Below are 22,788 nucleotides of genomic sequence, written 5' to 3' on the forward strand. Positions count from 1 at the left end.
GCACGCAAGCCCTTGATCCATAAGATCTGCAGGCCGTGAAACCGGCAATGGGGCATGAGTATAACGGGCATGCCCGCACTGGCGGCGGCACCCCAAAAACGAAGGGCGCCTAACAAGGCGCCCTTCGGATGACACAGACGGCTTGGATCAGGCGTCGGATTCGACGATGACCTTGACCGTGGTTTCCACGTCTGCGTGCAGGTGCAGCACAACGTCGTACTCGCCGACATTGCGGAATGCGCCTTCGCCCAGGATCACTTCGCTCTTTTCCAGCGGCAGGCCGGCGGCAGTGAACGCCTCGGCGATGTCGCGCGGGCCAACCGAGCCGTACAGCTTGCCTTCGGTCGACGCGTGCGCGCAGATGGTGACGCTGGCGCCTTCGAACTTGGTGGCGCGGCTCTGTGCGTCGGCCAGGATGCTGCTGGCCTTGGCTTCGTACTCGGCGCGCTTGGTTTCGAACGCCTCCACGTTCGCAGCGGTGGCCGGCACGGCCTTGCCCTGCGGAACGAGGAAGTTGCGGCCGTAGCCCGGCTTGACGCTGACCTTGTCGCCCAGGTTGCCCAGGTTGGTCACTTTCTGCAGAAGAATCAGATCCATGGTGGTGCTCCGTTATTCGTTAGCGCCGGCATGTGGCGGGCGCAACGGGTGCTGTCCGAACAGGAGAAGCCGGGAATCGGGATTGGGGAATCGTAAAAGCCCCGATTACCACCGCCCCTTCAATTACCAGGCCTCTATCAATTTGATGACCCGCACACGCATGCGCGGGTTTTATCAGTTGCCTCACACAGAAGAACCGTGTGGGTCCTGCGCAAGGAGCCTCGCAACTGGCGGACTCCTATGCGGCAATCCTTAGACGTCGTGATTGTCCGTGTACGGAATCAGCGCCAGGAAACGCGAGCGCTTGACGGCCGTCGCCAGCTGACGCTGGTACTTGGACTTGGTACCGGTCACGCGGCTCGGCACGATCTTGCCGTTCTCGGTGAGGTACTGACGCAGGGTGTTGAGATCCTTGTAATCGATCTCCTTGACGCCCTCGGCGGTGAATTTGCAGAACTTGCGACGACGGAAGAACTTGGACATGACAGCGCTCCTTAAGCGGCTTCGGCGTTGTCGCCGTCTGTATCGGTGGCAGCGGGGACATCGCCCTCTTCATCGTCACGACGACGACGCTCGCTACGCTCGTGCTTGTCGCCCTTCTCGTCCTTGCTCTTCATGATCAGCGACTGCTCGGTGTCCGGGCCATCGCGCTTGACGACCAGGTGACGCAGCACTGCATCGTTGAAGCGGAAGCTTTCCACCAGCTCGCTCAGCACGGCCTGGTCGACTTCGATGTTGAGCAGCACGTAGTGCGCCTTCACCAGGTTCTGGATCGGGTAGGCCAGCTGACGACGGCCCCAGTCTTCCAGACGGTGGATGGTGCCGTTACCGCCCTCGATCAGCGACTTATAGCGCTCGATCATGGCCGGGACCTGCTCGCTCTGGTCCGGATGGACCAGGAACACGACTTCGTAATGACGACTCATGTTGTTTTACCTTTCGGATGTGGCCACGTGGGCCAGACAGCTCCCCGGAAATCCGCGCAGGCGACCGGTGGAGCAAGGATTCCCGCCCAAGATCTGGACAGGAAGCAGGAAATTATGGCAGTTCAATTGCTTAGCTGCAACTGACCAGGCTGCAAGGAGGTTTGAAGCCCCTCTCCCGCCGGGAGATGGGTTGGGGTAAGGGTTCGGGGGCAAAGCCACTCGTGTCGTTCAACTATCGGGGCGTTCAACCACGCGAGGCTTCGCCCCGTCCCCTCATCCGCCCCTGCGGGGCAGCTTCTCCCCGATGAAAGAGGACAATGTCCCGCAGAGAGTAAGGAATAGCGTGCCGGCCGGCTCAGCGATGCTCGTCTGCGGTCGTGAAGCTCTCCCCGCAGCCGCATTCGGCGGTGGCGTTGGGATTGCTGAAGGTGAATGTCTCGCTGAGGCCGTGCTTGCCGAAGTCGATGCAGGTGCCATCCACCAACGGCAGGCTGACGGGGTCGACGAAGATGCGTACCCCGCCCTGCTCGAACACCGCGTCATCATCGCGCGCCTCGCGCGCCAGGTCGATGATATGGCCCCAGCCGGAACACCCGGTCTTGGTCACGCCAAAGCGCAGACCCAACGCACCCGGGGTCTGCTGCACGAAACGCTGCACGCGCTCCAGCGCGGCGGGGGTGAGGCTGACGGTCATGAGGGCACTCCAAAACAGTGGTGACAAGTATAGCCAGGCCGCATCAACCTGGCAGAACGCTGAGCAGCGGCGTTTGCCATAGATGGGGGCAATGCGCGCCTGCGACAAGCGTAGCCGTCGGCAACCTGTTCACAGATGCTCGCGCCGGCGCGGCCGCAGCCAGTAAACTCGCAGGCCATTCAAGGTCGCTACGGCGAGGAACAGTCATGACGGTGGTCAGCGTTGAACATGCGCTTGCGGGGAAGCTCCCCGAAGGCGGCGAAGTCACGGTACGGGGGTGGGTACGCACCTTGCGCGGATCTGCCGGACTGGCCTTCATCAACGTGACCGACGGCTCGTGCTTCGCTCCGATCCAGGTGGTAGCCAACGACACGCTGCCCAATTTCGACGAGATCAAGCGCCTGACCAGTGGCTGCTCACTGATCGCCAAGGGCGTGCTGGTGAAGTCGCAGGGCAAGGGCCAGTCGTTCGAGATCCAGGCCAGCGGCGTGGAGATCGTCGGCTGGGTCGAAGACCCGCTGACCTATCCGATCCAGCCCAAGCCGATGACGCCGGAGTTCCTGCGCGAAGTGGCGCACTTGCGCCCGCGCACCAATCTGTTCGGCGCGGTCACACGTATCCGCAACTGTCTGGCGCAGGCGGTGCACCGCTTCTTCCACCAGAACGGCTTCAACTGGATCAGCACACCCATCATCACCACCTCCGACGCCGAAGGCGCCGGGCAGATGTTCCGCGTCTCCACGCTGGACATGGTCAACCTGCCACGCGATGCCACTGGCAATGTGGATTTCAGCCGCGACTTCTTCGGCAAGGAAACCTTCCTCACCGTGTCCGGCCAGCTCAACGTGGAGGCCTACTGTCTGGCGCTGAGCAAGGTCTACACCTTCGGGCCAACCTTCCGCGCCGAGAACAGCCATACCACGCGCCACCTGGCCGAGTTCTGGATGATCGAGCCGGAGATCGCCTTTGCCGATCTGGCCGAAGACGCGCGCCTGGCCGAGCAGTTCCTCAAGTATGTGTTCCGCGCGGTGCTGGACGAACGTGGCGACGATCTGGCGTTCCTCGCCGAGCGCGTGGACAAGAAGGCGATCAGCAAGCTGGAAGCCTTCATCAATGCGCCGTTCGAGCAGATCGACTACACCGATGCGGTCAAGCTGCTGCAACACGCTGGCAAGACCTTCGATTTCCCAGTGGAATGGGGCCTGGACCTGCAGACCGAGCACGAACGCTGGCTGACCGAAGAACATATTGGCCGCCCGGTGGTGGTCACCAATTATCCCGAGCACATCAAGGCGTTCTACATGCGCTTGAACGACGACGGCAAGACCGTCGCCGCGATGGACGTGCTGGCACCGGGTATCGGCGAGATCATCGGCGGCAGCCAGCGCGAAGAGCGCCTGGATGTGCTCGACGCACGCATGGCGCAGTTCGGCCTGGATAAGGAGCACTACAGCTGGTACCGCGATTTCCGTCGCTACGGCTCGGTGCCGCATGCCGGCTTCGGTTTGGGCTTCGAGCGTCTGGTGGTCTATGTCTGCGGGCTAAGCAACATCCGCGACGCGATCCCCTACCCGCGCGCGCCGGGCAGCGCGGAATTCTGAGGTGAGCTTGCCGGCCGCCATCCCCATATTTCAATCGCTGGCCTTCGGGCTGGCGGGGATCACGGGGGGGCTGACAGCGATCCGTAGCGTGCTGCTGGCGGGGCTGGCGTCGCGCCAGCTCGACCCGCAACGCTGGTGGCAAACCAACACCGCGCGCGCCGCGCCCCGGCATTCCACGGCTCCGATGCGCTGGGCCATTACAGCGCTGGTCATTGGCGCGGCGCTCCCGCAACCTTTCCTGATGCTGGCGGCCACATGATTCTGTTCTTCGCCCTGTGCTTCGTCGGCCTGGCCGTCGCAGGTCTGACCGCGCTGCTGATCTTCTGGCCGCTGACCCTGGTACACATGCGCGACCGCCATCCGGAGGCATTGGCCAGCTTCGGCGACCCAGCCTTCATCAGCCCCGTGGCATTGCGCTGGTTGCTGGCGCGGCGTTACCGCGGCTACCGCGACAGTGGGCTGTCCGGTCTGGCCACACCCGCTTGGCTCTCGCTGCTCACCATTTTTTTCGGCCTGGGCATGGCGGCCCTGCTCGGCCTGATTTCCAAGGTAATGCAATGACAACGTACGAAGACACTCTGCAGGGCGCCCACGACTCCTGGTGGCTGGCCACGATCGGCCGCACGCTGATCTGGGCGCGCCTGCGCGTCAATGAAGCCGGCACAGCCGAAGTACTGGACAGCGACGGCAAGACGCTGCCCTACGACAGCGAAGACAGCGCACGCGCCGCCTTGTTCGATGCCGAATTCGTGGCGCTGGACGGGCTGGACGAAGAAGACGCGCGCATCCGCGGCTTTTCGCTGCACGAGGTCTCGCCGCCGCAGGGCGAAGACGATGCCGACCTGCGTGCGCGCATGGTTGTGAACATGGGCGGCCGCGCCTGACATGGACGCCCTGCGCGCATTTGCGCAGACCGATCTGGCCTTGCTGGACTGGCTGTTCGCACGCGATGCGTTTGTCGCCCTGATCAGCCGGGGGGAGGACGGACACCCGGCGATCTCGCACCTGCCGGTGCTGTATCAGCGCGATGGCCAGCATGTCGTGATCGAAGGCCATTGGGCACGTCCCAATCCGCAGGCGCGCACTCCTGGCGACGCGGTGATCGTATTGCAGGGCCCGCATGCCTATGTCTCGCCCACCTGGTACGTGGACAAGGACGCGGCTGCGCGCGTACCTACTTGGAACGATGCTGTTGCGCATCTGCATTGACGCTGTAGCCAGGTGCGCGATGAAGACGCGCTGGGTGCGTTGATCGGCCGCATGAGCGCGCACTTCGAACAGTGCGTGGGCAGCGGCTGGCTGTTCGAGATGGAGCGCGACAGGCACCCTAAGCCATTGCGTGGCCTGGTCGGCTTTCGCTTGGTCCCAAGCCGCATCGAATTGACCTTCGAGCTGAGTCAGAACCACCCGGCCGGCAATATCGCCGCAGTGAGCGATGCGTTGGCGCGACAGGCATCGGCCGATTCGCACGCGGTCGCCACGTTGATGTGCGATACATTGCGCGCACGCGATGGCGCAGCCTGAGCGCAGCGCACCGAGCGTTTTTCTGCATCACGGTTTTAGGCCTCCCTTGCCCTCTCCTCTCCCTCTGCCTCTGGAAAACTGCGCGCATGAACGAACTCAATCATTTACTCGAAAACAACCGCGCATGGTCCGAGCGCATCCGCCGCGAAGATCCCGAGTTCTTTTCCAAACTGTCGACCCAGCAGACCCCGGAATATCTGTGGATCGGTTGCTCCGATTCGCGCGTGCCGGCCAACCAGATCATCGACATGGCGCCGGGCGAAGTCTTCGTCCACCGTAATATCGCCAACGTGGTGGTGCATACCGATCTGAATTGCCTGTCGGTGATCCAGTTCGCGGTGGACGTACTCAAGGTCAAACACGTGCTGGTGGTTGGCCATTACGGCTGCGGCGGTGTGTTCGCCAGCCTGACCCAAAAGCGTATGGGTTTGGTCGACAACTGGATCCGCCACGTCACCGACGTGGCCGACAAGCACGAAGCCTGCCTGCACGACGCCGGCGATCTGCCGATACAGCACGCGCGCCTGTGCGAGCTCAACGTGCTCGAACAGGTGGTCAATGTGTGCCGCACCACCATCGTGCGCGATGCGTGGGAGCGCGGTCAGGAACTTTACGTGCATGGCTGGGTGTATAGCCTGCGCGATGGCCGCGCACACGACCTGGGCATGTCGATTGACCGCCACGAACTGGTGCAAGAGCGCTACGATGCGGCGCTGGCGAAGATCCAGGCTGATCGCGCCGAACGCTGAGCCGCACGCAACTGCATGGCCAACCGCCGCATCCATGTGAGGCGAGCGGTTGGCTATGCTGGACACCTTCTCCGCCGAGGAACCCTTGATGCTGATCCCGCCGATCAACCTGCATGCTTGGATCGAGGAACACCGCCACCTGCTCAAACCGCCGGTGGGCAACAAGTGCATCCAGCAGGATGGCTTCATCATCATGATTGTTGGTGGCCCGAATGCACGCACCGACTATCACTACGACGAAGGCCCGGAGTGGTTCTTCCAACTCGAAGGCGAGATGGTGCTGAAGGTGCAGGACGATGGCGTGGCGCGCGACATCCCGATCCGTGCCGGTGAAATCTTTCTGCTGCCGCCCAGGGTGCCGCATTCACCGCAACGCGCTGCCGGCTCAATCGGCATCGTGATCGAGCGCGTGCGTTTGCCACATGAGCAAGATGGCCTGCAGTGGTATTGCCCGCAGTGCAATCACAAGTTGTATGAAGCGATGTTCCCGCTGAAAAACATCGAAACCGACTTCCCTCCGGTGTTCGATCATTTCTATCGTTCGCTCGCGCTGCGTACGTGCTCGCAGTGCGGGCATCTGCACCCTGCGCCTGAGCGCTATGCCGCGGTCGAGGATTGACAGCGCCATGGCATGCGATCGCGCGCAGCAGGTTTGCCGCACGCATGCGTCGAAACCAGCGCCATGCTGCGCGCACTGATCGACCTCAAACCGCGCGATGTGCCCTTGCGCGTCGCGCTGCGCAACACTGCCGCAGTGGTTTTGCCGCTGGCGATCGGCGTGGCGACCGGACATGTCGCCGCAGGTCTGGCGGTATGCAGCGGCGCGCTCAACACCATGTTTTCCGACCAGCCGGGGCCGTATCGCGCACGCCTGCAACGCATGCTGATGGCAGCGCTGACGGCCGGCCTGGCGGCATTGCTCGGCATCTGGGTCGGCCACACCACGCCAGCGCTGGTGCTGGCCGGCCTGTTGCTCGGCCTGGGCGGCGGCTTGCTGGTGGCGCTCGGCCCGGTGGCAGCGCGGGTCGGCCTGACCAGCATGATCCTGCTGGTGGTCAGCGCAGACATGCAGCTGCCGGTGCGACAGGCACCCGGTGTGGCAGCCCTGATCTTCGCCGGCGGCTTGCTGCAGGTGTTGCTGGCGCTGGTGGCATGGCCGCTGCAGCGCTATCGCCCGGAGCGTTTCGCACTGGCGGAGTTGATGCGCCAACTGGCCGGCAGCGCCCGGAGGCCAGCGCGGCGGCGCCGGCAACGCAGGAAGTGCTCGATGCGATGGTGATGCTGCATGGCGAGCATCGCTCGCGTGCGATTGCGGTACAGAGCTTTCGCATCATCGCCGAGCTCTGCGATCGCGTGCGGCTGGAGCTGCTGTCGCTGGCCGATGCCGAAACGCGCCTGACCGAATCACAAGCGCGCCAGGCGATCGAACGCGTGCTCGAACGCAGCGCCATCGTGCTGGAACAGCTCGCACATGCGATGACCGTGGGCGAAGACCCGGTGGCAGCCAATGCGTCGATGACCGGTTTCGATGATCTGGTCGGTGCATTGGCACAGTTTCAGCACGGCAACGCCGATACCCGCGAACGCCACCTGGTGCGCGTCGCCGCGCGTGCGCAAGGTTTGGGCGGCCAGCTACGTGCGTTGGTGCGTAATGCGCACTGGGCCAGCAGCCGTGGCGAAATCCAGGCGCAACTGGCCGAAGCGCGCCTGCCGGCAGCGCTACGCCCGGCCGCGACCTGGGCCACCTTGCGGGCGAATCTGGATGTGTCGTCGGTGGCCTTCCGGCACGCCTTGCGGTGCGGTGTGTGCCTGGCACTGGCCATCGCCTTCCAGCGCTGGCAACCGCTTCAACACGGCTTCTGGATTCCGATGACCACCGCCATCGTGCTCAAGCCGGATTTCGGCGGCACCTTCAGTTTTGGCGCATTACGTGTCGCGGGTACCTTCGTCGGGCTGTTGCTGGCCACCTTGCTCGCGCACCTGGCCATGGACGGCGCCAGCATCCGCCTGGTCTTGTTGACGCTGTTTTGCCTCGGGTTTCGTTTACTGACGCAGGTGAACTACGGCATCGGCGTGGCGTTTCTGACCGGCATGCTGGTGCTGCTGCTCTCCTTCGAAGGCGTGTCGCCCGGCGCAGCGGTCGGCGCGCGGTTGCAAGCCACCGTGGCCGGCAGCGCGCTGGCGCTGATCGCCTACGCGCTGTGGCCCACGCGCGAACGTCGGCAGATTCGCACCTCGCTGGCGCACTTGCTCAGCGCGTATCGCGACTATTTGCGCCGTCTGTTACTCGGCCAGATGGACAACCTGGGCGATACCCGCGCCGCCACGCGCGTAGCACGCACCAATGCGCAGGCCTCGATCGAGCGTTTGCGCGGCGAACCACGCAGCCGGCGCAATCTGCAGGAACTCAAACTGGCCGAATCGCTGCTGGCCAATGGCAACCGGCTGATCCGCGCCACCTTGTTGCTGGAGGCGGTGCTAAGCGACGGCCACCCGCTGCCCACGCTGGAGGCGTTGCCCGCCTTCGCGCAGCAGGCCGACCAGACGCTGTCCGAGCTGATCGACTGCCTGCGCAACGGCGGCATTGCGGCTGCGGCCACCTTGCGCAATGCCGAGCGTCAGCTTTCCGATGCGCTGGCCGCATTGCCCGACAGTTCGCCAACCACCGCCGCGCTCGCCGAGCCCATCGACCGCGTCACCGACAGCATCGGCACACTCACCCATTTGCTGCGCCCTGCCCTGCCCTGCCCGACCGGCCTGGGCCGAGGTGCCAGCCCTGCATGACGGCGCGCATGATGCCGGCGGGTAAACTGCTGGCCTGATCCGTGTTGCGAGCCCGACGATGACCGACCTGCTGTCCCGCGCCCATGCCGATGCCCTGGATGCCGCCGACCCGCTGCGCAGCCTGCGCGATGCCTTCGTGTTCCCGCAGCACGGCGATCGGGATCAGACGTATCTCGTCGGCAACTCCCTTGGCCTGCAGCCGCGCGCGGCGCGCGCAATGGTGGACGAAGTGCTCGATCAGTGGGGCACGTTGGGGGTGGAAGGTCACTTCACCGGCCCCACCCAATGGCTGACCTATCACCAGCTGGTACGCGATGCGCTGGCCCGCGTGGTCGGCGCGCAACCCGGCGAGGTGGTGGCGATGAACACCCTCAGCGTCAATCTGCACCTGATGATGGCGAGCTTTTATCGTCCCACGCACGAACGCGGCGCGATCCTGATCGAAGCCGGCGCGTTTCCGTCCGACCGTCACGCGGTGGAATCGCAGCTGCGCCTGCGCGGGCTGGACCCGGCCACGCATCTGATCGAAGTGGAGGCCGACGAACCCAACGGCACGTTATCGATGGCCGCCATTGCCGATGCCATCGCGCAGCATGGTCCGCGCCTGGCGTTGGTGCTGTGGCCGGGCATCCAGTACCGCACCGGGCAGGCCTTCGACCTGGCCGAGATCGTGCGACTGGCGCGGGCGCAAGGCGCGGCGGTGGGCTGCGATCTGGCGCATGCGGTGGGCAACATCCCGCTGACCCTGCACGACGATGGCGTGGATTTCGCAGTGTGGTGCAACTACAAATATCTCAACGCCGGCCCCGGCGCGGTGGGCGGTTGCTTCGTGCACGAACGTCATGCCAACAGCGATCTGCCGCGTATCGCCGGCTGGTGGGGACATGAGCAGCAGACCCGCTTCCGCATGGACCCGCAGTTCGTGCCCTCGCCCGGCGCCGAAGGCTGGCAGCTGAGCAATCCACCGGTGCTGGCGCTGGCGCCGCTGCGCGCATCGCTGGCGTTGTTCGACCAGACCGGCATGGCCGCGCTACGCGCCAAATCCGAACGACTCACCGGGCATCTGGAGCAGTTGATCCACGCGCGCGTGCCGCAGGTGCTGCAGATCGTCACCCCGGCCGAACCGATGCGCCGCGGCTGCCAGCTGTCGTTGCGGGTGGCCGGCGGACGCGCGCAGGGGTGCTCGCTGTTCGAGCATCTGCATGCAGCCGGCGTGCTCGGCGACTGGCGCGAACCGGACCTGATCCGCATTGCGCCGGTGCCGCTGTACAACCGCTTCAGCGATCTGCACACCTTCGTGGGCCAGGTGGAAGCCTGGGCGGCTGCCTGAGTGCGGCAGGCTGACTGCATTGCCACCAGATCATCTGTCCGGCATGCGGAATCGCCGCACGCCCACGTACACTCCCAGCCCGCCCAGGGCTGATGCGAGGGCGGCTGTCATTACCAGTCGCTGTTTTCCCCTTTTCGCCGGCACTGCGCCCGGCTGCCGCCGGACATTGCATTGAGCCCAGTTTCTCCGCGTTCCCTGACCTTGATAGGCGCCGGTCTGGCCGGTTGCCTGCTGGCTATCCTGCTGTCGCGTCGCGGCTGGCAGATCACCGTGTACGAACGGCGTGGCGACCCGCGCATCAAGGGCTACGAGTGCGGCCGCTCGATCAATCTGGCGCTGGCCGAACGCGGCCGGCATGCGCTGCGCCAGGCCGGCGCCGAAGAGCTGGTAATGGCCAAGGCTGTGATGATGCGTGGGCGCATGGTGCACCCGCTGGTCGGCGAACCGCAGTTACAGCGCTACGGGCGCGACGACAGCGAGGTGATCTGGTCGATCCACCGCGCCGCATTGAATGTCGCACTGCTCGATCTGGCCGAACAGGCCGGCGCGCGCGTGCATTTCTACCGCCGCCTGCATACGGTGGACTTCGACGCCGGCTACGCGCGCTTCATCGACGACCGCGACGACCAGCCGCACGAAATCCACTTCCAAAGTCTGATCGGCAGCGATGGCGCCGGCTCGGCATTGCGCGCGGCGATGCAGCGCAAATCGCCGCTGGGCGAACGCACCGAATTTCTGGATCACTCTTACAAGGAACTGGAAATTCCACCGTTGCCCGGCGGCGGGTTCCGCATCGAAGGCAACGCGCTGCACATCTGGCCGCGCGGGCGCTACATGTTCATCGCGCTGCCCAACGATGGCGGCACGTTTACCGTCACCCTGTTTTTGCCCAACGCCGGCGAGCCGAGCTTCGCCACTACGCGTAACGGCGATGAAGCATTCGCCTTGTTCGCGCGCGACTTTCCGGATGCATTGCCACTGATTCCGCAGCTCAAGCAGCATTGGGAAGAGCATCCGCCCGGGCTGCTCGGCACCCTGACCCTGGACCGCTGGCATCTGGATGGCCGCGCCTTGTTGATCGGCGACGCCGCACACGCGATGGTGCCCTTCCACGGCCAGGGCATGAATTGCGCGTTCGAAGATTGCGTGGCGCTGGCGGATCAGCTGGATGCCCACGACGACCTCGCCAGCGCGTTCGCCGCCTTCGAGGCGGCACGCCGCGACGATGCGGGGGCCATCCAGCAGATGGCGCTGGAAAACTATCTGGAAATGCGCGACCGCGTCGACGACCCCGAGTTCCTGCTGCAGCGCCAGCTTGAACAGCAGTTGCAGGCGCGTTGGCCCACCCGCTTCGTGCCGCACTACACCATGGTGACGTTCCTGCGCACGCGCTATTCGATTGCGCTGGCGCGCAGCGAGATCCAGCGCGAGATTCTGGTCGAAGCCACACGCGGACACAGCGATCTGTCGCGTCTGGATTGGGCTGCGTTGGAGACGATCGTCCATGCGCGCTTGGAGCCGCTGGACGGCGCGCACTGAGGTCGGCCACGGCTGTGGCCGACGGCGTCACTGGCGGCGACGGTAACGTGCCGCCTCCTGCTTGGTGTCATGACCGATGTCTCGGTGGCCCGGCGTCAGCGGCCACCGGACACCGCAACTGCCTTCAGCGTGCGGGCTGGATCCAAACAGGTGGCACACCGGCAAACTGCACAAACGCGCCGCTGACGCACGTGCGAGCCACCCGCAACGCCACGCCTCAGCGTGCCGGCGCTGCGATGAGTGATACTAGGCGGCAACGGCAGCGCATACGCCGCGCGCTGCGCATCTGGATGTCGTACCTGCATGCCTGACAGCTTTCTCTTCTACGACCTGGAAACCTTCGGCCAGGACCCGCGCCGCACCCGCATTGCACAGTTCGCAGCGGTGCGGACCGACGCGCAACTGCGCGTGATCGAAGAGCCGATCAGCTTCTTTGTGCAGCCGGCCGACGATCTGCTGCCCTCGCCCTACGCCACCATGGTGACCGCTATCACGCCGCAGCACGCGCTGCGCGAAGGCGTCACCGAGGCCGAGGCGTTCGCGCGCATCGCCGAACAGATGAGCCGGCCGCAGACCTGTACGCTGGGCTACAACTCGATTCGCTTCGACGACGAGTTCGTGCGCTGCGGCCTGTTTCGCAATTTTTACGACCCCTACGAGCGCGAGTGGCGCGGCGGAAACTCGCGTTGGGATCTGCTGGATGTGTTGCGGATGGTGCATGCGCTGCGTCCGGACGGCATCGTCTGGCCGCAACGCGAAGATGGCGCCACCTCGTTCAAGCTGGAACACCTGGCCAGTGCCAACGATGTGCGCGAAGGCGATGCGCACGAAGCGCTGTCGGACGTGTACGCCACCATCGGCATGGCGCGCAAGTTTCAGCAGCATCAGCCAAAACTGTGGGACTACGCGCTGCGTCTGCGCGACAAGCGCTTTGCCGCCACCTTGCTGGACGTCATCGCCATGCAGCCGGTGCTGCATATTTCGCAGCGCTACCCCGCCTCGCGTCTATGCGCGGCGGCGGTGCTGCCGCTGACACGCCATCCGCGCATCGACAGCCGCGTGATCGTGTTTGATCTGGAAGGCGACCCGGACGTGCTGTTGCGGCTAAGCCCCGACGAAATTGCCGACCGCCTGTATATTCGCGCCGCAGATCTGCCGGAAGGCGAGCGGCGTATTCCACTGAAAGAAGTGCATCTGAACAAGTCGCCCGCGCTGGTGGCCTGGCAGCATCTACGCGCTGCAGATTTTGAGCGCCTGGGCGTGGATCAGGATGCAGTATTGGCCAAGGCGGCACGCATGCGCGAATTGGGCCCCGAACTTGCCGAAAAGGTACGCCAGGTTTATGGCAGCGAGCGCGCACCTGCGGCAGCGACCAACGATGCTGACGCTTCGCTCTACGATGGCTTTCTGGCCGAAGGCGACAAGCGTCTGCTGGCGCAAGTCCGCACCAGCGCACCGGCCGAACTGTGCGCGTTGGAGTCACGCTTTCGCGACCCGCGCCTGATCGAACTACTGTTCCGCTACCGCGCGCGCAACTGGCCGCAGACACTGTCGTTCGACGAACAGGAGCGCTGGAACGCGTATCGCCGCCAGCGCCTGCTCGAAGATCGCGGCCTGGGCGAAGTGACCCTGGAACAGTACAACGCGCAGATCGTGGATTTACGGCGTGCTCACCCCGACGATGCTACCAAGCAAGCCCTCCTCGACCAGCTCGCCGCCTGGGGTTTGGACCTCCAACGCACGCTATGACCAGCTACTTTTCCGACGCCAGTTTCACGTTCCTGCGCGCCCTGGCCCGGCACAACGACAAAACCTGGTTCAACGACCATCGGCATCAGTACGAGGCGCATGTGCGCCAGCCGTTTCTGCAGCTGATCACCGATCTGCAGCCGGCACTGGCGCAGGTCAGCCCACACTATCGCGCCGATCCCAAGACCCAGGGCGGCTCACTGTTCCGCATCTATCGCGATGCGCGGTTTTCCAACGACAAGTCACCGTACAAGAACTGGCAGGGCGCGCGCTTGTTTCATGAGCGCCGTCGGCAGATGCCGGCGCCCTCGTTCTATCTTCACTTGCAGCCGGGCGAAAGTTTTGTCGGCGCGGGTTTGTGGCATCCGGAACCGGACACGCAACGCAAGCTGCGCCAGTTCATTTTCGATAACCCCGGCAGCTGGAAAGCCGCCGCGCACAATCCGAAGTTACTGCGCAAATTCACCATGGACGACAGCGAAAAACTGGTGCGTGCGCCGCGTGGATTCCCCAACGATTTCGAGTTCATCGACGATCTCAAGCACCGCAACTGGGCGTACTTGCGTCACCTGGACGACAGCATCATGACCGGGCCGCGACTGCGTCAGACCATTGAAGCGGACCTGGTGATTCTGGCGCCTTTTGTCGATTACCTGTGCGCGGCCCTGGATCTGGAATTTTGAAGACTCAGGATCTACCGCTAGGCCAGCAGCGACGGACGCTGGGCCGCACCAAGCTATTGGTCTCACCGATCGGTTTGGGGTGTTCCGGCTTTTGGGGCCACCGCCGCTTCGACGAAGGCGCCGCCGCACGGGTGGTCGAGTCCGCGCTGGCGCAGGGCGTGAACCTGCTCGACACCGGCCACAACTACTCCGACTTTCATGCGGAACCGCGTCTGGGACGGATACTTCGCCCCCTGCTCGCACAATATCCGCGGGATTCGCTCGTCGTCTCCAGCAAGGGCGGCACCTTGACCGGTCAGGCCGGTATCAGTGGTGCAGAGCAGCGTGACTTCTCTGCGGCAGCGATCACTGCCAGTTGCGAAGCATCGCTGCGCAATCTTGGCTTGGACTATCTCGACATCTACCAGCTGCATGGCGCCAGCGAGCACGACATCAACGACGACCTGCTGCTGGCTATGCAGCGTCTGCGCGAGCGTGGCTTGATCCGCCACACCGGCATCAATACGCATTCGGCATCGACCCTGCGCTGGATGATCGCCAACCCCAACGTCTTGGATGCGGTGCTGCTGGACTACAACGCGCTGCAGCAGGACCGTGAACCGCTGATCGACCAGCTGCAGAAGGCGGGCATCGGTGTCCTGGCCGGCACCGTGCTTGCGCAGGGCCACCTCTTGCCCGCGCGTGCGCGCCTGCCGCGTCTGGCCGATGCCTGGTATCTGGCACGCGCCTGGCTGAAGCCCAGTAGCCGTGCTTTGATGCAGTGTTCACGCGACATGCGCAGTGCAGTGGCTTCGATCGATAGCCAGCGCCCCGCACAGACGGCATTCGCATATGTCCTGCAACACCCGGGTGTGGCCAGCGGCATCCTGGGCACCACCCGCATCGGCAACCTGGATGAAGTGCTGCAGACCCGCATACAGGCGCTGGACACCGCCCAACGGCAACGTCTGGTCGCCGCCTTCGGCGATGGCCGCGGCTCACCCAGTCACTGATCTTCACCTGCGGCAGCCGCAATTGCGGCAGTCTGGGCGCCATGAAAAAAGCCATCGGCATTCTCGTTGTTGTCTTGCTGGCCGTCACTGCGTGGTGGTTCGGCGGGCCTTACCTGACCATGCAGGGCCTGTCCAAGGCTATCGAGCAACGCGATACCGCCGCACTAGAACACTACGTCGACTTCCCGCGTGTGCGTAGCAGCCTGCGCGCCCAGCTCAACGATTATCTGGTGCGGCAAGCCGGTCCAGACATCGCCGCCAGTCCGTGGGGCACGTTGCTGTATGGCCTGGGGAACCAACTCGGTGGTGCGGCGGTGGATACGCTGGTGACGCCGATCGGCATCGGTGCACTGTTGCAGGGGCATGTCCTGTGGAAGCGCGGCCGCAATGAACTGCAGGGCGGCGATCCCTTCGGCCCCACCGAACCCGCGCGACCGTTGAAAAACGCCAAACACCGCTTCGAGGCGCTGGACCGCTTCGTGATCGACGTCGAACGCGCCCCCGGCGAACCGCCAATGAAGGTCGTACTGGAACCACAGGGGTTGCGCTGGAAGCTAGTGGACCTGCAGTTGGGGATATCACCGGTGCCAGATGCCGGTTGAATGACGCTATCGTTCTCGCATTACCCTTCGTTGGCCACGCCGTGCGGCACATGACCTGCGGCCACATGCTGATGTTGGCGCGCACTGTCGATGTTGTGCTGCGAATCGTCGAAGAAGATATCCGCGCCAAAGGCCTCCAGAAACGGCCCTTTATGGCGCCCGCCAAGGAACAGCGCCTCGTCCAGACGCACGCCCCACTCGCGCAATGTGCGGATCACTCGCTCGTGCGCCGGTGCCGAGCGCGCGGTGACTAGCGCCGTGCGGATCGGCGATGCCTCGCCGGGCGGAACCGCAGCCTGCAAGGCATGCAGTGCCGACAGGAAATTGCGGAAAGGCCCGACCGACAACGGCTCGCGTGCGCGTTCGCGCTCGTGACGCCCGAAGGCTTCCACGCCCTGCTCGCGCGAGATGCGCTCGCTCTCGTCGCCGAAGATCACCGCGTCGCCATCGAAGGCGATCCGCAGCTGCGTGGACAGCCGGCTTTCGTCGTTATCTGCAATTGCTGCGGCAGCCTCGGCGCGTTCGCCGGGTGCGCGCGGCATGATGGTCGCCGCCGCGATGCCATGGCTCAGCGCGCGCCGTACCGATTCAGGATTGGCCGACAGGAACAGATCAGTGCCGAATGGCTTGACGTACGGCCAGGTCGGCTGGCCCGAGGTGAACGTGGCACGTACGATGCCCAGGCTGTAATGCTGGATCGAGTTGAAGATGCGCAAACCGGTATCGGCAGAATTGCGCGACAGCAGGATCACTTCCACGCGCGGCGCGTCTTCGGGCACATCGTGATTGAGCGCCAGCAGCTTGCGCACGACCGGAAACGCAACGCCCGGCTGCAAGACATCGTCCTCGTGCTCGCGCTGGAACGCCGAATACGCCTCCACCCCATCTGCCTCGAACAGCGCATGGCCTTCTTCAAGATCGAACAGGGCGCGCGAGGTCACCGCGACGGTCAATAATCTTGGGGAGTTGTCGGGCATTGGAGAGGCCGGGATGAGAGATTGGGAATTCGGGAGTGGTTTGGAGCAGTCATCGGGAACGTGAGATCAGGCGTTGAGTCACGTGCGCCGCATCGTAACCTGCCGGCGCAACCACGGGCGGACGGCATCGCGTGTGTCTGCCGTTGCCAATGCCCAATCCCGCCCCCTCACACCGCAAACTGCTCGCTGAAGATGCGCTCTTCCAGGTTGTGTTCGGGATCGAACAACAATGTGACCTGGCGCTGCGTGGATTCGCGGATGGTCACTTCGACCACGTCGCGGATTTCGTGCGAATCGGCAGTGACGCTGACCGGGCGCTTGTACGGGTCCAGCACACGGAAACGCACTGCGGTATCGGCTTTGAGGATGGCACCGCGCCAGCGTCGCGGGCGATACGGTGCGATCGGTGTCAGCGCCAGCGTGTGCGAGCCCAGCGGCAGGATCGGCCCGTGCGCCGAATAGTTGTATGCCGTGCTGCCGGCCGGCGTGGCCACCATCACGCCATCGCCGATCAGCTCGGCAATGCGGGTCTGGCCGTTGAGATCAATGCTGAGATGCGCCGCCTGCCGGGTCTGCCGCAGCAGCGACACCTCGTTGTACGCCAACGAACCGGCACTGGCCCCGGATTCGGTCTGCACCTGCATTTCCAGCGGCCGCAGATACGCCGGCTCGGCACGTTGCAGCCGCTCGAGCAGGTCGTCCTCGTCGTCGCGGTACTGGTTCATCAGGAAGCCGACCGAACCCAGCTTCATACCGAACACCGGCTTGTTGGAGGCGCCATGTCGGTGCAGCGTCTGCAGCATGAAGCCGTCGCCGCCCAATGCACAGACGATGTCCGCGCAGTCCAGCGCATGGTCGCCAAAGCGCTGCACAAGGCGTGCGCGCGCGGCCACCGCCGGCTCGGCGGGACTGGCAAGAAAGGCGATGCGAGGTGGTGCGGTCATCGTTGACTCCAAAGCATGCGAATCAGCATACCGCAGCCCTGTGCCGGGCTTGTTGCGGTCATGCCCTGTACGCGCATGGGCGGCCGCGATTGCGTCTGCGTGTCCAAGCGCGACGAACCAACGCCTGGGCAGCCGCCAGGCAAGCGCGGCCGTTGCACGGCGCGGCATGTGCCCCCGTACACCGCAGCTCTGAGTGCACCTAACAAAACGTCGCGAGCAGCTGTCAGGTGGGCGCGGAGGGCGCGCTCACAACCGCAGTGGACGCGCGGTACATGAGTATTCCGAGCACCGGCCGCGCCCGCCTGGCGGTGAGCGCAGTCGTTCTGTTAGCCGCTCCACGTGCGCCTTCCACGCCCACCTGACGACTGCTTGCTACGTTCGGGTAGCCGCTTCAGGCGTCAGCCGCCTGCAACCGCGGCAACCACGCCTGCTGGCTGCATCGCGACACCGTGAAGCACGCCATCGCATGCAACCGGCGTGAACTCAGGCCGTCAACCGCCAGGCACGGTGAATCCGCGCATGCCGCTCGAAATCCGGGTCGATGGTACGCGGGCTGATGTCCTCGCACTGCGCGAACTCCGCCACCCCTTCCTCATCCAGCTTGAAGCGACGAAAGTTGTTGGAGAAATACAACACGCCGCCAGGCGCCAACCGTGCCACGGCCGCACGCAACAGACGCACATGCGCGCGCTGGATATCGAAATCTTCCGCGCGCGCAGAGTTGGAGAAGGTTGGCGGGTCGCAAAAAATGACGTCGAAATGCGCGCGTTCGGCTTCCAGCCAGGCCAATGCATCGGCCTGCACCAGCTTGTGCTTGCTGCCGGCCAGCCCGTTCAACGCGAGATTGTCGGCGCACCACTGCAGGTATGTTCCCGACAGATCCACGCTGGTGGTGGACGCCGCACCGGCCACGGCCGCTTCCACGCTGGCCACGCCGGTGTAGCAGAACAAATTGAGAAAGCGGCGCCCCCTGCTCTGCTGCGCCATGGTGCCACGCAGCGGGCGGTGGTCCAGGAACAGCCCGGTATCCAGATAATCGAACAGGTTCACGCGCAGCAACGCGCCGTGTTCGCGCACGTGGACGATTTCGTTGCGCTGTTCGAAGCGACCGTACTTGCTGCCGCCCTTGCCGCGTTCGCGCGACTTCAGCGCCACGCGCTCGGCCGGTACCTCGAAGACCTCGCGTGCGGCGGCCAGCAGTTCGTTGAGACGACGGCGCACATCGGCCTCGGGAATCGTCGCTGGCGCTGCGTATTCCTGCACATGCAGGAAGATGCGCCGGTCGCCGTCGGCTTGCTGGTACACGTCGATGGCGGCAGAATATTCCGGCAAATCGGCGTCGTAGGCGCGGAAGCATTCGACGCCTTCGCGCGCGCGCCACTTCTTGAATTTCTGCAGATTCTTGCGCAGCCGATTGGCCACCATCTGCGCGCCTTCGCTGAGCGCGGTGGGTGCCGCCAGCGGGGTGCGTCGCGGCACTGCGATCGGGTCGCAGACGATCAACGCGCATTCGATCGCGCCGTTGAACAGCTGGTATTTCTTGCCCGCGCGCAGGCCGGTGGCATACGCCAGCTCGGCATTGCCGCACAGCAGGCTCGCGCGCCATTGAGGCACGGCGCACTGCAAGGTATCGCCCAGGCGCCGATACAGCGCCGCATCGGCGGCCAAGCGCTCGTCATAGGGCGGATTGCACACCACCACGCCGGTGGCCTGCGGTGGCGTCTGCAACTCGCCGACCTCGCACACGCCGAACCAGATCGCCTCGGCCACGCCGGCCACTTGCGCATTCTCTTTCGCAGCGCGGATGGCATGCGGGTCCATGTCGCTGCCGTGGATCACCTGCTTGAGCGCGGCGCGGCCGACGCTGTCGCGTTCGCGCGCTTCGCTGACCAGTTGCTGCCAGCCGTTGCGGTCGAAGCCGCGCCAGCGGCTGGGCAGATCGCTGCCGTAACGCTGCAGACCGGGCGCGACGTCGGCGGCCATCAGCGCGCCTTCGATCAGCAGCGTGCCGCTGCCGCACATCGGATCCAGCAAGCCGCCGCCATCGGCATAGGCGCGCGGCCAGCCGCCGCGCATCAGCACCGCTGCGGCCAGGTTTTCCTTCAACGGCGCCTCGTTCTGCGCCATGCGCCAGCCGCGCCGGTGCAGCGGGCCTCCACCCAGGTCCACCGAGATGGTGGCGCGGCCTTTACGCAGCGACAAATTCAGGCGCAGGTCCGGGCTTTCCACGTCTACCGACGGGCGCTCCAGCCCCTGCCGGCGCATGGTGTCCACCACCGCGTCCTTGATGCGCTGCGCTGCGTAGCGGGCGTGCGTGATCGCGGTGCCGGACACATGCGCGTCCACCGACAGCGTGTGCCCCACCGACAGATGCGCGTCCCACGGCAGCTCGGCCACGCCGGCGTACAGCGCGTCTTCGTCCGGGCAATCGAACTCGCTCAGCGGCCACAGCACGCGGCTGGCCAGGCGCGACCACAGCACGGCGCGCTGGGCATCGCGCAGTTCGCCTTCGACGTTGACGCCGGAGATAGTGGCGGTGGCCTTGCTGGCACCGAGCGCAAGCAGTTCGTCGGCAAGCAGGTATTCCAGGCCCTTGGCGCAGGATGCGAAGAATTTCACTTGGGCAGGTATCGATAAAGACGCTGGCCGCGGCGGCGAGCGTGGGAGCAGGACAGCGGGCCGGCGCCCGGGTGGGCAATGCCGTGGCCGCCGTGGACGGGGTGCAAATGGTCGGCCATCGTGGCCGGCATTACCAGCCCGTGCGCCGGATCGCCCGCCGCACGGTTCACCACGGCGCCAGCCGCCACTGCACCTGCGCCGTATCCAGGCGCTGCTCAAGGCCCAGCCGTTGCGGGAAGGCGGCATCGTGCGAAGCGACGATCAGCGCCCCCTGGTAGCTGCGCAGCAGCGCCTCGATCGCTTCCACCGAGGGCAGATCCAGGTGATTGGTCGGCTCGTCCAGCAACAGCAGTTGCGCCGGCTTTGCCTGGTACAGCGCACAGGCCAGTACCGCCTTGAGCCGCTGGCCGCCGCTGAGCTGGCCGGTGGGCAGGTCGGCACGCGTCTGGTCCAGCCCCAGCAGCGGCCAGCCGCCGCCGCTGTGCATGCGTCGGCGCACCCGGGTCTGCCTCCTGCAGTTGCACAACGGCCGCGCGCATCGGGTCCAGCAGCCCCAGATCCTGATTCAGCTATGCCACCGGCACGTGCACCTGGCACTGCCCTGCGCTTGGCTGCAAACGCCCTGCCAGCAACTGCAGCAACGCAGACTTGCCACTGCCATTGGGACCGACCAGACCAATCCGCGGCTGTCCCTGCAGCAGCAACTCCACCCGCCGCCCGCCCAGCCGCCCGTCCAGTGCCACTTGTTTCAGCGTGGCCAGGCGCCGCGATCCGCCGGTTGATGCGGTCGGCGCCAGCACAGCGATCGCCTGATCGGCCTCCACCTGCGCTGCGGCCGGCCGCACCACTTCACTCAGCCGCGCCTGTTCGGCCTGACGTTGCTGTTGCAGCCGCTCCCGCGCTGACGTCGCTGCGGTGCTTGTGCCCACCAAACAGGATCGCGGCCTGATTCGCCTGCCCCGCAGCACGCGCGCCGCGCGCCTGGCCTTGCTGTTGACGCTACAGTTGCGCGCGCAACGCCTGCTCGCCGCGTGCGCGCATGTGTTTGCGCTGTGCCAGCAGATCGCTGGCCGCCTGTGGCTCGATCGCGCGGCTGCGCATACAACGCGTCGTTGCCGCCGTAGCTGCGCAGCCCCTGCGCGGACAGCTCCAGGATGCGCTGCATCGCATCGAGCAAGCTGCGGTCGTGGCTCATCACCAGCAAGCCGCCGCTCCATGCCAGCAACTGATCCATCAGCCGCTGGCGTTGCGGACCATCCAGGTGATTGCTGGGCTCGCCCAGGATCAGCAGATCCGGTTGGGTCAGAAACGCGCCGGCGAGCGCCACGCGCATCGCTTCGCCGCCGCTCAATTGCGCGGCCGGTGCACGTGGATCGTGCCCACCCAGGCCTTGCCGTTCGAGTTCGGCGGCAAATTGCGCATGGGCGGTCCAGCGCTCGCCGACGCGTTCAAAATCGGCGGGCGCAACACCGCCAGCGGCGATGCGCTCCAGCGCATCCAGCAGCGGCGCGATACCGGCCAATTCGGCAATGCTTTGCTCCGGCGCAACGCTCACCCGCTGCGGCAGGTCATGCACGCTGCCGCTACGGACACAGCGCCCGGCACTGGGCAGCAGCTCACCGGCAAGCAGGCGCGCAAGCACGCTCTTGCCCACGCCGTTGCGCCCGACCCGGCCGGTAGCGCGCTGGTCGATATGGATGTTCAGATCGGAAAATAACGGGCTGCCATCGGGCAGCACATACGCAACGCTTTCCAGCGTCAGCGACGCACAGGTCATCCGGATCTCCATTGCATGCCAGCACACGCGCCGATCCAGGCGGACCAGCAGCGGGTAAGGCCGTCATCACGACGGCGGCATCAATGGCGCATTGGACCAATCCTCGAAAAGTTAAGCGCAGCCAGTCTGACCTGCGGCTCTACCGACGACACCCGCGCAGCACACCAGGCGCAGGCAGCCTGCGCTCAGCCCAGCCCGAACGCCGGGTGATACGCCACATCGGCCAGCGGCAGCAGCCGGTCGCCGAAGGCCAGCGCCTGCAGTTCCGAAGCAGGCACGTCGGGCAGCACCAGGCCGGGTTCGACCGCAAAGCCCAGGCGCCGGAAGAACGCTGGCTCGCCCAGCGCCAGACAACCCGCAGCACCACGCTCGCGCAAGGTGGCGAGCGCCGCCTGCGCCAGCCGCGTGCCCAGCCCTTGTCGTTGGTGGCCTGGCCCGACGGCGAGCGGGCCGAGTGCGAACCAGCCGGGCGAATCGTCCGACAGCGTCACCGGCGAGACGGCCAGATGGCCGACGACATAGCCATCGTGGTCGGCCACCAGCGACAACGCCAATGCGCCGTCCTGACGCAAGCTGGCAATCACCTGGTGCTCGTCATGCCGGCTGTGCTCGGCGCGCATGAAGGCCACCATCGTCAGCAGTTCGATGGCGGCGGCGTCGCCTTCGGTCGCTTCGCGGATCAACACCTTCATCGGTGGCTC

General features: G+C 65.2%; 21 protein-coding genes, 1 other RNA gene and 3 pseudogenes. 14 read left to right on the forward strand and 11 right to left on the reverse strand.

Going from position 1 to position 22,788, the window contains the following annotated elements; translation table 11 throughout:
- Positions 1–147: 147 nt before the first annotated feature.
- The 4 genes from rplI to WJW29_RS03660 all read right to left on the reverse strand — a co-directional run bounded on the left by rplI (position 148) and on the right by WJW29_RS03660 (position 2,217).
- Complete coding sequence (gene rplI / locus WJW29_RS03645; protein ID WP_011259076.1) at positions 148–597, reverse strand: 50S ribosomal protein L9; 450 nt, start codon at positions 595–597, stop codon at positions 148–150.
- 252 nt (positions 598–849) lie between these two features.
- Positions 850–1,080, reverse strand: coding sequence for a 30S ribosomal protein S18 (rpsR, locus tag WJW29_RS03650; protein WP_005991243.1), 231 nt, complete (start codon positions 1,078–1,080; stop codon positions 850–852).
- Between the two features lie 11 nt (positions 1,081–1,091).
- Positions 1,092–1,523 carry a 30S ribosomal protein S6 gene (rpsF, locus tag WJW29_RS03655; protein WP_011259077.1) on the reverse strand — a complete coding sequence of 144 codons (432 nt, stop codon included), beginning with the start codon at positions 1,521–1,523 and terminating at the stop codon, positions 1,092–1,094.
- A 355-nt stretch (positions 1,524–1,878) separates the two neighbouring features.
- The gene (locus tag WJW29_RS03660) at positions 1,879–2,217 is read right to left on the reverse strand and encodes an iron-sulfur cluster assembly accessory protein (protein ID WP_011408597.1); all 339 of its coding nucleotides are present in this window, start codon (positions 2,215–2,217) and stop codon (positions 1,879–1,881) included.
- Positions 2,218–2,423: 206 nt separating this feature from the next.
- Between WJW29_RS03660 and asnS the strand changes: the two genes are divergently transcribed.
- The 14 genes and pseudogenes from asnS to WJW29_RS03730 all read left to right on the forward strand — a co-directional run bounded on the left by asnS (position 2,424) and on the right by WJW29_RS03730 (position 15,770).
- The gene (gene asnS / locus WJW29_RS03665) at positions 2,424–3,818 is read left to right on the forward strand and encodes an asparagine--tRNA ligase (RefSeq protein ID WP_011408598.1); all 1,395 of its coding nucleotides are present in this window, start codon (positions 2,424–2,426) and stop codon (positions 3,816–3,818) included.
- A gap of 1 nt (position 3,819) precedes the next feature.
- On the forward strand, positions 3,820–4,077 hold the full coding sequence (locus tag WJW29_RS03670; RefSeq protein WP_011259080.1) for a hypothetical protein: 258 nt from the start codon (positions 3,820–3,822) through the stop codon (positions 4,075–4,077).
- Positions 4,074–4,379, forward strand: coding sequence for a hypothetical protein (locus tag WJW29_RS03675; RefSeq protein WP_011408599.1), 306 nt, complete (start codon positions 4,074–4,076; stop codon positions 4,377–4,379). The genes WJW29_RS03670 and WJW29_RS03675 overlap by 4 nt, the downstream gene beginning before the upstream one ends.
- Complete coding sequence (locus tag WJW29_RS03680; RefSeq protein WP_011408600.1) at positions 4,376–4,702, forward strand: hypothetical protein; 327 nt, start codon at positions 4,376–4,378, stop codon at positions 4,700–4,702. Before WJW29_RS03675 ends, WJW29_RS03680 begins: the two co-directional genes overlap by 4 nt.
- A 1-nt stretch (position 4,703) precedes the next feature.
- A pseudogene (locus tag WJW29_RS03685) lies at positions 4,704–5,342 on the forward strand (FMN-binding negative transcriptional regulator).
- A gap of 86 nt (positions 5,343–5,428) precedes the next feature.
- Positions 5,429–6,091 (forward strand): carbonate dehydratase, encoded by a 663-nt coding sequence (gene can, locus WJW29_RS03690; protein ID WP_011408603.1) that lies wholly within the window; start codon positions 5,429–5,431, stop codon positions 6,089–6,091.
- An 88-nt stretch (positions 6,092–6,179) separates the two neighbouring features.
- Entirely contained in the window at positions 6,180–6,710 is a 531-nt protein-coding gene (locus tag WJW29_RS03695) for a 3-hydroxyanthranilate 3,4-dioxygenase (RefSeq protein ID WP_024744799.1), read from the forward strand.
- Between the two features lie 12 nt (positions 6,711–6,722).
- A pseudogene (locus tag WJW29_RS03700) lies at positions 6,723–8,900 on the forward strand (FUSC family protein).
- A 33-nt stretch (positions 8,901–8,933) separates the two neighbouring features.
- The gene (kynU, locus tag WJW29_RS03705; RefSeq protein ID WP_011408606.1) at positions 8,934–10,205 is read left to right on the forward strand and encodes a kynureninase; all 1,272 of its coding nucleotides are present in this window, start codon (positions 8,934–8,936) and stop codon (positions 10,203–10,205) included.
- Between the two features lie 171 nt (positions 10,206–10,376).
- Positions 10,377–11,744: an NAD(P)/FAD-dependent oxidoreductase gene (locus tag WJW29_RS03710; RefSeq protein ID WP_011408607.1), complete on the forward strand. Its 1,368-nt coding sequence runs from the start codon at positions 10,377–10,379 to the stop codon at positions 11,742–11,744.
- A 303-nt stretch (positions 11,745–12,047) separates the two neighbouring features.
- Positions 12,048–13,493 carry an exodeoxyribonuclease I gene (gene sbcB, locus WJW29_RS03715; protein ID WP_011259089.1) on the forward strand — a complete coding sequence of 482 codons (1,446 nt, stop codon included), beginning with the start codon at positions 12,048–12,050 and terminating at the stop codon, positions 13,491–13,493.
- A complete protein-coding gene (locus tag WJW29_RS03720) occupies positions 13,490–14,176 on the forward strand; it encodes a DUF2461 domain-containing protein (RefSeq protein WP_011259090.1) in 687 nt (228 codons plus the stop codon). The genes sbcB and WJW29_RS03720 overlap by 4 nt, the downstream gene beginning before the upstream one ends.
- Complete coding sequence (locus tag WJW29_RS03725) at positions 14,149–15,168, forward strand: aldo/keto reductase (RefSeq protein WP_011259091.1); 1,020 nt, start codon at positions 14,149–14,151, stop codon at positions 15,166–15,168. Before WJW29_RS03720 ends, WJW29_RS03725 begins: the two co-directional genes overlap by 28 nt.
- Positions 15,169–15,209: 41 nt before the next feature.
- Entirely contained in the window at positions 15,210–15,770 is a 561-nt protein-coding gene (locus tag WJW29_RS03730) for a DUF2939 domain-containing protein (RefSeq protein WP_011259092.1), read from the forward strand.
- Between the two features lie 20 nt (positions 15,771–15,790).
- Here the strand turns inward: WJW29_RS03730 and WJW29_RS03735 are convergent, their stop codons facing one another.
- The 7 genes and pseudogenes from WJW29_RS03735 to WJW29_RS03765 all read right to left on the reverse strand — a co-directional run bounded on the left by WJW29_RS03735 (position 15,791) and on the right by WJW29_RS03765 (position 22,779).
- Positions 15,791–16,747, reverse strand: a complete 957-nt coding sequence (locus WJW29_RS03735) for a 5'-nucleotidase (protein WP_011259093.1) — start codon at positions 16,745–16,747, stop codon at positions 15,791–15,793.
- A 167-nt stretch (positions 16,748–16,914) separates the two neighbouring features.
- Complete coding sequence (locus WJW29_RS03740) at positions 16,915–17,691, reverse strand: NAD kinase (protein WP_011408609.1); 777 nt, start codon at positions 17,689–17,691, stop codon at positions 16,915–16,917.
- A 197-nt stretch (positions 17,692–17,888) separates the two neighbouring features.
- Positions 17,889–17,965: non-coding RNA, sX9 sRNA (locus WJW29_RS03745), on the reverse strand.
- Between the two features lie 209 nt (positions 17,966–18,174).
- Positions 18,175–20,310 carry a bifunctional 23S rRNA (guanine(2069)-N(7))-methyltransferase RlmK/23S rRNA (guanine(2445)-N(2))-methyltransferase RlmL gene (rlmKL, locus tag WJW29_RS03750; RefSeq protein WP_011408610.1) on the reverse strand — a complete coding sequence of 712 codons (2,136 nt, stop codon included), beginning with the start codon at positions 20,308–20,310 and terminating at the stop codon, positions 18,175–18,177.
- Complete coding sequence (locus tag WJW29_RS03755; RefSeq protein WP_027703372.1) at positions 20,307–20,498, reverse strand: hypothetical protein; 192 nt, start codon at positions 20,496–20,498, stop codon at positions 20,307–20,309. Before WJW29_RS03755 ends, rlmKL begins: the two co-directional genes overlap by 4 nt.
- Positions 20,477–22,087, reverse strand: a pseudogene (locus tag WJW29_RS03760) (ATP-binding cassette domain-containing protein). The gene WJW29_RS03755 and the pseudogene WJW29_RS03760 overlap by 22 nt, the downstream one beginning before the upstream one ends.
- A gap of 185 nt (positions 22,088–22,272) precedes the next feature.
- Positions 22,273–22,779, reverse strand: coding sequence for an N-acetyltransferase (locus tag WJW29_RS03765; RefSeq protein WP_011259098.1), 507 nt, complete (start codon positions 22,777–22,779; stop codon positions 22,273–22,275).
- Between the last annotated feature and the right edge of the window lie 9 nt (positions 22,780–22,788).

This window comes from Xanthomonas sp. JL1 (assembly GCF_038405005.1).

Coding starts and splice junctions, on each gene's coding strand:
- WJW29_RS03660 (WP_011408597.1), bottom strand. CDS start 2,217: ATGACCGTCAGCCTCACCCCCGCCGCGCTGGAGCGCGTGCAGCGTTTC.
- WJW29_RS03740 (WP_011408609.1), bottom strand. CDS start 17,691: ATGACCGCACCACCTCGCATCGCCTTTCTTGCCAGTCCCGCCGAGCCG.
- WJW29_RS03735 (WP_011259093.1), bottom strand. CDS start 16,747: ATGCCCGACAACTCCCCAAGATTATTGACCGTCGCGGTGACCTCGCGC.
- WJW29_RS03730 (WP_011259092.1), top strand. CDS start 15,210: ATGAAAAAAGCCATCGGCATTCTCGTTGTTGTCTTGCTGGCCGTCACT.
- kynU (WP_011408606.1), top strand. CDS start 8,934: ATGACCGACCTGCTGTCCCGCGCCCATGCCGATGCCCTGGATGCCGCC.
- WJW29_RS03720 (WP_011259090.1), top strand. CDS start 13,490: ATGACCAGCTACTTTTCCGACGCCAGTTTCACGTTCCTGCGCGCCCTG.
- WJW29_RS03765 (WP_011259098.1), bottom strand. CDS start 22,779: ATGAAGGTGTTGATCCGCGAAGCGACCGAAGGCGACGCCGCCGCCATC.
- rplI (WP_011259076.1), bottom strand. CDS start 597: ATGGATCTGATTCTTCTGCAGAAAGTGACCAACCTGGGCAACCTGGGC.
- can (WP_011408603.1), top strand. CDS start 5,429: ATGAACGAACTCAATCATTTACTCGAAAACAACCGCGCATGGTCCGAG.
- rpsR (WP_005991243.1), bottom strand. CDS start 1,080: ATGTCCAAGTTCTTCCGTCGTCGCAAGTTCTGCAAATTCACCGCCGAG.
- WJW29_RS03695 (WP_024744799.1), top strand. CDS start 6,180: ATGCTGATCCCGCCGATCAACCTGCATGCTTGGATCGAGGAACACCGC.
- sbcB (WP_011259089.1), top strand. CDS start 12,048: ATGCCTGACAGCTTTCTCTTCTACGACCTGGAAACCTTCGGCCAGGAC.
- WJW29_RS03680 (WP_011408600.1), top strand. CDS start 4,376: ATGACAACGTACGAAGACACTCTGCAGGGCGCCCACGACTCCTGGTGG.
- rpsF (WP_011259077.1), bottom strand. CDS start 1,523: ATGAGTCGTCATTACGAAGTCGTGTTCCTGGTCCATCCGGACCAGAGC.
- WJW29_RS03675 (WP_011408599.1), top strand. CDS start 4,074: ATGATTCTGTTCTTCGCCCTGTGCTTCGTCGGCCTGGCCGTCGCAGGT.
- asnS (WP_011408598.1), top strand. CDS start 2,424: ATGACGGTGGTCAGCGTTGAACATGCGCTTGCGGGGAAGCTCCCCGAA.